Annotated in this window: 8 protein-coding genes; 7 read left to right on the forward strand and 1 reads right to left on the reverse strand. The window is 41.7% G+C overall.

Annotation, left to right across the window (positions count from 1 at the left end; all coding sequences use genetic code 11):
- On the forward strand, positions 1–1720 hold a 1720-nt coding region (locus ACT3QP_RS13210; RefSeq protein WP_444525825.1), incomplete at its 5' end, for an Ig-like domain-containing protein.
- Positions 1721–2168: 448 nt separating this feature from the next.
- Here the strand turns inward: ACT3QP_RS13210 and ACT3QP_RS13215 are convergent.
- Positions 2169–2804, reverse strand: coding sequence for a TetR family transcriptional regulator C-terminal domain-containing protein (locus ACT3QP_RS13215; protein WP_444525826.1), 636 nt, complete (start codon positions 2802–2804; stop codon positions 2169–2171).
- 511 nt (positions 2805–3315) lie between these two features.
- Between ACT3QP_RS13215 and rutA the strand changes: the two genes are divergently transcribed.
- The 6 genes from rutA to mmsA form a co-directional block, all read left to right on the forward strand.
- Positions 3316–4419 carry a pyrimidine utilization protein A gene (gene rutA, locus ACT3QP_RS13220; RefSeq protein ID WP_444525827.1) on the forward strand — a complete coding sequence of 368 codons (1104 nt, stop codon included), beginning with the start codon at positions 3316–3318 and terminating at the stop codon, positions 4417–4419.
- Between the two features lie 14 nt (positions 4420–4433).
- On the forward strand, positions 4434–5153 hold the full coding sequence (gene rutB / locus ACT3QP_RS13225) for a pyrimidine utilization protein B (protein WP_444525828.1): 720 nt from the start codon (positions 4434–4436) through the stop codon (positions 5151–5153).
- Between the two features lie 84 nt (positions 5154–5237).
- Positions 5238–5621, forward strand: a complete 384-nt coding sequence (gene rutC / locus ACT3QP_RS13230) for a pyrimidine utilization protein C (RefSeq protein ID WP_444520563.1) — start codon at positions 5238–5240, stop codon at positions 5619–5621.
- 119 nt (positions 5622–5740) lie between these two features.
- Positions 5741–6322: an NADH-dependent FMN reductase RutF gene (gene rutF / locus ACT3QP_RS13235; RefSeq protein WP_444525829.1), complete on the forward strand. Its 582-nt coding sequence runs from the start codon at positions 5741–5743 to the stop codon at positions 6320–6322.
- A gap of 32 nt (positions 6323–6354) precedes the next feature.
- Complete coding sequence (locus tag ACT3QP_RS13240; RefSeq protein ID WP_444525830.1) at positions 6355–7713, forward strand: solute carrier family 23 protein; 1359 nt, start codon at positions 6355–6357, stop codon at positions 7711–7713.
- Between the two features lie 40 nt (positions 7714–7753).
- A partial coding sequence (mmsA, locus tag ACT3QP_RS13245) for a CoA-acylating methylmalonate-semialdehyde dehydrogenase (protein ID WP_444525831.1) occupies positions 7754–8865 on the forward strand: 1112 nt, incomplete at its 3' end.

Consider the following 8865-nt stretch of genomic DNA (forward strand, 5'->3'; position numbering starts at 1 on the left):
TCCAACTGATGCAGTAGATGACAGTGTCTCTATGGAAGAAGACTCTGGTACTATCACTGGCAATGTTTTAGACAATGATCAAACTGGTCTGACAGTAACTACTATCCAAATAGCTGGTACTGACTACAGTGTTGGCACTGCGGTTGATATTCCAAATGTGGGTACAGTACAGATTGATGCAGATGGTGCGTATAGCTTTACACCGGTAGAAGACTATAGCGGTGAGGTTCCTGATATTACTTATACCGTTAGCGATGGCTCTACGACAGATACTGCAAACTTAGATATAGAGGTAACAGCTGTTGCTGATCAACCAACAACCGGTTCCTTTGAGCTTAATCCACCTGGATTAGTACTCAATTATCAATCATGGTCCAATGCTAAAAGCGTAAATGGTCAGAACTTATTGGCAAATAAGGGTTCTGGTGCAAGCGAAGCAGTGTTAATAGGTGCTATCGATGATCTAAGGAACGATGGGGTTACAGCTAATGACGATAGCACTGCTGTCACTGATAATGGTATTACCACAACAACTAGCTTAGTTGCCACTGATCTACCTGAGTATGATGCTGTTTATATTTCAGGTTATGTGTTTCTAGAGGCTGGTGAAACTTATATGTATTCAGGAAGTGGTGATGACAGTGCTTCTATCGTCATTGGTGACAACGTTTCTTCTTTACATGTAAACTGGCAAGGCACTAACACTAGCGGGAATGGTGAGTTTGACGTAACCCAGTCAGGTTACTATAGTTTCCAGTTTTATGCGCATAATGCAGACGGCATAGGTAATTATGACTTTACCGTTCAGAATGCTGATGGAACAACAGAAATGAAGTACTATCAAGACCTTGCTGCCATAGAAACCAGTTTGGCAGGTACGAGCTACATTTTAGGTGATTACGATGTTGGCGTTGACGGAAGCGATGATACCGGCTTTTATTCAGTCAATATGGGCTATGAAGGAGAGTCTACTGCTGTTATTGATTTAACAGGTATTAATATCCAGGCGACTGATACAGATGGTTCAGAGTACTTGTCATTTGAGATATCTGGTTTGCCAGCAGATTCGCTTCTGTCTTTTAAAGATGCCAACGGTACAGAACAATCTATAACTATAGGTGCAAATGGCACAGCCAGTTATATGCCAACAGCAAGTGACACAGGCACAACTGAATACAGTGATTTTACGCTGACAGTTGGCGATACTATTGCGTCGTCACTTGATGTGAGTTTGGTAGTAACGTCTACTGAACCATCTAACAATGACAGTTCATCAACGACATTAGACTTTGAAGTTGAAGTGACGAATGCTAGTAGTAGTGATGATAATATTACATTTAACGCTGATAGCACTTCGATGAACGGCGGCGACGGCACAGATACCTTGCTCATTGATGTCGATGGTACCAGCATTGACTTCAGTAACTTTGATAGCAGTGTATTTGAGAGCATTGAAGTGATTAATATGACAGGTAATGGAGTACAGTCATTAGTCAATCTCACCACGAGTGATGTGCTTGAGATAACTAATGAAACTGTGATGACCGATAAAGGCTTGATCATCAATGGTGATAGCGCAGATAGCGTCTCGCTATCTGGTAGTGACTGGACAAGTGGTGGCTCTATTAGTCAAGGCGGCAATGATTACAATATCTATAGCTTTGATGATACTAACGGTACACACGAGCTACTGGTTCAGACCGATATTACTATTTTGTAAAGTATGATGATAAGGTGTGGCTATTACAGCAACCTTTATTATTGTCGATATTAAAAATCTTATTGTTATTTATAAAAGCCATAACTCGTTATGGCTTTTTGTTTTCTTGCTACCTCTTAATCAAGTAGTTAATACCATTCACAAAAAGTAGAGTAGCAAGGAAAACGAGTGCAAGTACTACGCACGGTAGACTAAACAAGTTTGACACCGCTAATCGTACTTTTGGGGGTTGGTATAATTATGGATTGAGTGTTTTTTATTATAGAGCTTCGCAAACAAGCATTTTCTTCGGCAGAGCATACCTTACAGCCAAAAGAAAAGCCCCAATCTTTAGAATTGAGGCTTTCGAGTGTGATGAGCTATTTATTTGAATGGCTGTTTTTAGTCGTGTCAAAGTAGATCAATTATATTTCGGTTTCTGTCGTAGCCATGCTCATCTAATATCAAGTCATATCACCAAACTGTCTACAAGCAGTTGAATACTCGTGTTTAATGCATCATTAGCGAATTTCTTATTTCTTAAACTATGGTGAGACACAGCTTCAGTTTGTGTAGAAAAATCAGAATAGTGCTGGGTGACTGCCCAAATATGGAAAATTAAATGGATAGCAGAAACAGATTTAATCTTATTCTCTGCGATCCACCCATCAATCACTGCTACCTTTTCTCGAACTAAAGACTTCAACGGTCCTTTTAATACGGGCATCAAGTGAGGTGCGCCTTGCATAATCTCTAACGCATATAATCTTGAGGCAGCAGGCGATTTTTTTGAAACTTTATACTTTTCTTCAATATAGGTTTTAAGGGCATCTCTTGGGTCTTGGTTGATATTCATCTCGTCCAAAGGTGATAGCCACTTGCTAAGCACCCTTTCTAAAACAGCAACATAAAGAACATCTTTACTTTGGAAGTAATAAAATATATTGGATTTAGATATATGAGCTTCTTCAGCAATTTCTTCCATTCGAGCCCCGTTCAAGCCCTTTTGGGAAAATACGATCAATGCAGCATTGATGATATGTTCTTTCTTCTTCAATACTTTTGCACTCACTTCTGTCTCTTCTCTTAGCGCGTATTCTCTCACGGTATGGTTCCTCATCACAGAGTTCTATAAATCTAAGTTCTATAAACCTAACTTTAAATGATAGTTGATTCAATTTAAAAAAGGGTCAAAACAATCAAGTACTAAACAATCAAATAAAAACTTCATTGAATGACCAAAGTAAATACATCAATAGCGGTTAATACTGTATGGGTTTATGAGTCCACTGAATAGATAATGGACCGTCAATCAGTAGTCTCTTTGCTGCTTATTTAGCCCAAAAACCATCTGAATCATCACCAAAAATTCATTTTCAATCATTTGTGCACTTCTGCACTATTTTATAACATTTTGCACCATTTTATAACACCTTGCACTATTTTTCAGCATATTTTTAGACCATATGGTTTAAAAAAATATGACTATAAAAACAATAAGTATTTGATAAATAACAATTAATTAGTATGGCACGGGTTTTGCTTTATAAAAAATGTAAAAGATTTTATTTCTTTTATAGATTTTTTCTTTTCTCGTGAAACTTACAGGTGAAATTATGGAAATAGGTATTTTTTGTCCGATTGGTAACAATGGCTGGTTAATTTCAAAAAATGCGCCGCAGTACAAGCCAACATTTGAGCTTAATAAGCAAGTTGTACAAAGTGCTGAACACTATGGTTTTGATTTTGCGCTTTCGATGATTAAGCTACGCGGCTTTGGCGGAGAGACAGAGTTTTGGGATTATAACCTTGAAAGCTTTACCTTGATGGCAGGGTTAGCTGCAGTCACGTCCAAGATAAAAATCTATGCCACATCGGCGACTCTAGTAATGCCACCTGCCATTGTCGCAAGAATGGCATCGACGCTTGATAGCATCTCAAACGGCCGGTTTGGATTGAATGTAGTGACTGGCTGGCAGCAAGCAGAATATGGACAGATGGGAATGTGGCCGGGTGATGACTATTTTGGTAAGCGCTATGACTACCTGTCTGAATATGTACAAATTTTAAGAGATCTTTGGGCGACAGGACAATCTGATTTGAAGGGTGAGTTCTTCCAGATGGATGACTGCCAAGTGAAGCCTATTCCAAAAGCGGATATGAAAATTATCTGTGCGGGTCAATCAGATACAGGCTTGGCGTTTTCTGCAAAATATGCTGATTACAATTTTGTCTTTGGTAAAGGCCTAAACACGCCAACTGCTTATGCTGGTATTAATGACCGGTTAAAGGTACAAACCGATAAGACGGGTCGCAATGTTCCGACTTATGTCCTCTTTATGGTTATTGCAGATGAGACCGATGAAAAAGCCCAAGCAAAATGGCTCTCATACAATGAAGGTGCAGATTTTGAAGCCATCGACTGGTTACAGTCACAAGGCGGCAAAGACAAAACATCAGGTAAAGATACCAATATTCGCCATATGGCCTCAAGTGTGTCACCAGTCAATATCAATATGGGTACGCTGGTCGGCTCTTTTGAAAATGTGGCCAGCATGTTAGATGAAGTCGCTGAAGTAGAAGGCACTGACGGCGTGCTACTCACCTTTGATGATTTTGTACAAGGTATTGAAGATTTTGGTAATCATATTCAACCCTTGATGACGAGTCGTATCAACGTCGATACTCCAGTGGCTAGCCAAGCTGTCAGCCCAGCCTAATAAAAGGAGCGAATATGAACTCGGTTAACACAATTTGTGCAGATTTTACCAAAGACTCCTCTCCTATTTTGGAGTCAGTACCTGAGTCTATTAAGTTAGACCCATCGCAGACGGCATTGATCGTAGTGGACATGCAGAACGCTTATGCCAGTCAAGGTGGTTATCTAGATTTGGCTGGGTTCGATGTCACAAAGACCAAACCTGTCATAGACAAGATAAAGCAAGCCGTGGATATTGCCCATCAAGCTGGCATACAGGTCATCTATTTTAGAAATGGCTGGGACAATAAATATGTAGAGGCTGGTGGTAGTGGGTCGCCCAATTATCACAAATCAAATGCTTTAAAAACCATGCGCAAAAACCCCAAAATTAACGGGACCTTATTGGCAAAAGGGGGCTGGGATTACGAGTTGGTCGACGAGCTTAGCCCTGCGCCTCAAGATATCGTGATAGACAAACCTCGATATAGCGGCTTTGCCAACACTAACTTCGATAGTGTACTGCGATCACGTGGTATTCGTAATTTATTATTCACTGGTATCGCCACTAATGTTTGCGTTGAATCTACGCTTCGAGATGGGTTTTTCCTTGAGTATTTTGGGGTTTTACTAGATGACGCTTGTTATCAGGCAGGACCACCAGAGTCTCATGAGGCCACACTTTACAACGTAAAAAACTTTTTTGGTTGGGTTTCTGATGTTGCGAGTATGCAGCAGTGTTTTTCAGATAGCTAAGTTTTAAACAGCCCGCTAAGCAACCAAAACCCACACTAAAATCAAATACTTAATATTTAATTCAACCAGCATAGGAATATAGATATGTCTAAACAAGTCGTTATACCTGAGGGTACCAGTAAACCATTAGCTCCTTATGTACCCGCTACCAAGGCCGACAATATTGTTTATGTCTCTGGCACGTTGCCTTTTGATGAAAACAACGATGTCGTACATGTTGGTGATGCAGCCGCCCAAACCCGCCATGTTTTGACTACGATCAAAAACGTTATTCAAACTGCTGGCGGGGATATGGATGATGTGACGTTCAATTCAATTTTTGTAAAAGACTGGTCAGACTATGACGCTGTCAATCAAGTCTATGCAGAGTTCTTCCCCAATGAAAAGCCAGCCAGGTTTTGTATTCAATGTGGGTTAGTTAAACCAGAAGCCCTAGTCGAAATCGCGTCGGTAGCACACATTGGATAAGAAGTCTTATTTAAAAATAACTGCAGTTAGTGAATTCAAGGTTACCTAACATTTAACCCTAGTAAGGCGCTTTAGTTGACTACATATGTGGTGGGATATTGTTTAAAAGGAAATGACAGATGAATACAGCAATGAAAGAAAGCCAAGTAACGCAATCCTCATTAATGAAACATAAATCTAAAGCATCATTAACCTCTACGGCAGATCACTTAACCGACATGCAGCAAACTTTTAGAGATGCTATGAGCAAATTGGCTGCTGCAGTCAACATCATCACCACTGAAGGTCCAGCAGGGCGTGCAGGATTTACAGCCTCAGCGGTGTGTAGTGTCACTGATGAACCGCCAACCCTATTAGTATGTTTAAACAGAAGCGCTTCTGTATACAATTTTTTCAAAGAAAACATGGTGCTATGCGTCAATACTCTGGCTCTTGAGCACCAAGATTTAAGCGGTGTGTTCGGTGGTAAAAAATCTCTAGAAGAAAGGTTTGATCAAGGCAATTGGTCGACTCTATCAACGGGATCACCTGTATTAGAAGATGCCAGTATTTCTTTTGATTGCAAAATCAAACTCATCAACTCGGTAGGAACTCACGATATTCTTATTTGTGAAGTATTGGATATCAAACACAAGCCTGATTGTGACAGTCTCATATATTTTAATAGAGGCTATCATCAATTGAGTAAGTGCAAAAAATAAGTATCACACTTTACTTTTTAAGGATATTTAAAATGGATAAATGGTTTGTGAAATGGCGTCCATACACTGGAAACCTAGAAACGACACCGGTAGGTATCAACGAATATTTGCCAATGGGTAAAAGTGTGGTTTTAGGTGCACAGCATTCATTCGCAATGTTTGGTGCAACTATCTTAGCCCCTTTACTGATGGGGTTTGATCCCAGCCTAACTATGCTCATTACAGGTATAGGCACGATACTCTTCTTTCTTATTACTGGCGGTCATGTCCCCAGTTATTTAGGCTCGAGCTTTGCATTTATAGGCGCAGTCGTCGCAGTAACAGGGTATAGCGGCACTGGTATCAATCCAAATATTGGCATTGCCCTTGGCGGTACGCTGGTTTGCGGGGTGTTATATGCACTGATGGGTCTGCTGGTGATGAAGACAGGTGCAGAGTGGATTGAGAACTTGATGCCCCCTGTTGTCACTGGGTCCATCGTCATGATTATCGGTTTGCACTTAGCGCCTGTCACGATACAAAGCGTCATCGGTAATAGCTTTGATTCTTGGATGGCGTTGGTCACGGTGTTGTGTATCTGTGCAGTCGCCGTATTTACCAGAGGTATGGTAAGACGCTTGTTACTGTTGATAGGACTGGTTGCGGCATATTTTGTTTACTTCCTCTTAACCAATGTCATGGGTATGGGTACACCAATTGATTTTGCGCCAGTTGCCAATGCGGCTTGGTTCGGTATGCCAACGCTATATTCTCCTGTATTTGAAACCAGTGCCATATTAGTTATTGCACCTGTCTTTATCATCCTAATCGCCGAAAACCTTGGGCATTTCAAAGCAGTAGAAGCCATGACTGGCAAAAGCATTTCACCTTATATGGGCAGAGCGTTCTTTGCTGATGGTCTTTGTACCACACTCTCGGCCTCGGTAGGTGGTACTGGCATGACGACCTATGCAGAAAACATCGGCGTAATGGCCGCGACCAAAATTTACTCTACCGTTGTCTTTGTCATAGCAGGTGTTTTTGCCATTCTATTGGGTTTATCCCCTAAATTTGGCACCTTAGTTAGCACAATCCCTGTGGCTATCTTGACAGGTGCTTCAATCGTCGTCTTTGGTCTGATTACGATCGCTGGTGCACGCATTTGGATGAATGCAAACATCGATTTTAGTAAGAATGGCAATATGTTGGTCGCTGCCGTTCCAGTTATCCTAGGCACTGGTAACTATTCGCTAAACATTGCGGGCTTTGATTTGGGTGGTATCGGTACAGCGACTTTTTTAGCCATTCTGATGAACCTCGTTTTTAATTCTAAAAACAAGCAAAAAGAGATGAGCGTGACCACTGAGGAAGAAGTCGTTACACCAGAGCCGCTCATGAAACTCAATACATAAGTTTAAACGCCTGTTTTATATCTATTTAAGGAATCAAGTCATGAATACAGAACCACGCAGAGTACAACAACTGATCAATGGTGAATTTACGGAATCAACGACTACCGAATGGATTGATATCACCAATCCCGCCACTCAAGAAGTGATCGCCAAGGTGCCGCAATCAACCCCTGAAGAGATTGAGCAAGCCGTTAAGGTCGCATCTGAAGCGTTTCAGAGCTGGCGTAGCACACCTATCAGCAAAAGAGCTCGTGTATTTTTGAAGTATCAAGAGCTGATACGTGAGCATATGGATGAACTGGCGGCGCTATTGACCGAAGAGCAAGGTAAAACGCTAGCAGATGCTAGAGGTGATGTGTTTAGAGGACTTGAAGTTGTAGAACACGCATCAGGTATCGGCAACTTGCAGCAAGGTGGCTACATTGAAAATGTCGCCAGTAGCGTTGATATGTATACCGTGCAACAGCCAATAGGCGTTTGTGCAGGTATTACTCCTTTTAACTTTCCTGCCATGATACCGCTATGGATGTTTCCAATGGCTATTGCTACAGGTAACACATTCATCTTAAAACCGTCTGAACAAAACCCAATCGTTACCATGAGATTGGTCGAGTTGGCACTTGAGGCAGGTATACCAAAAGGGGTGTTAAATGTCGTTCATGGTGGTAAAGAGACAGTCGATGCATTGTGTGATCACCCTGATATAAAAGCGATGTCTTTTGTTGGTTCAACCGCAGTGGGTAAGCATGTGTATGACCGTGCAGGTCAGGCGGGCAAACGTGTGCAATGCATGATGGGCGCGAAAAACCATGCCGTCATCATGCCTGATGCCAATAGAGAGCAATCTCTGAATCAGTTAGCAGGGGCCGCATTTGGTGCAGCAGGGCAGCGCTGCATGGCACTGTCTGTCGTGGTGTTGGTTGGTGAGTCTAAGCAATGGGTGGATGACATTGTAGAAAAATCAGCCCAGCTGGTGGTATCCGCTGGCAAGGACGACAAAGACTTAGGCCCGCTAATATCTAAGCAAGCCAAAGCACGTGTAGAGCACTTAATCCAAGCGGGTGTTGATGAAGGGGCGCAACTAAGGCTCGATGGTCGCGGTTGTCAGGTGGAAGGTTATGAAGACGGTAACTTTGTTGGTCCGACCATCTT

The organism is Psychrobacter sp. AOP7-B1-24 (assembly GCF_052376215.1).
Taxonomy (GTDB): domain Bacteria; phylum Pseudomonadota; class Gammaproteobacteria; order Pseudomonadales; family Moraxellaceae; genus Psychrobacter.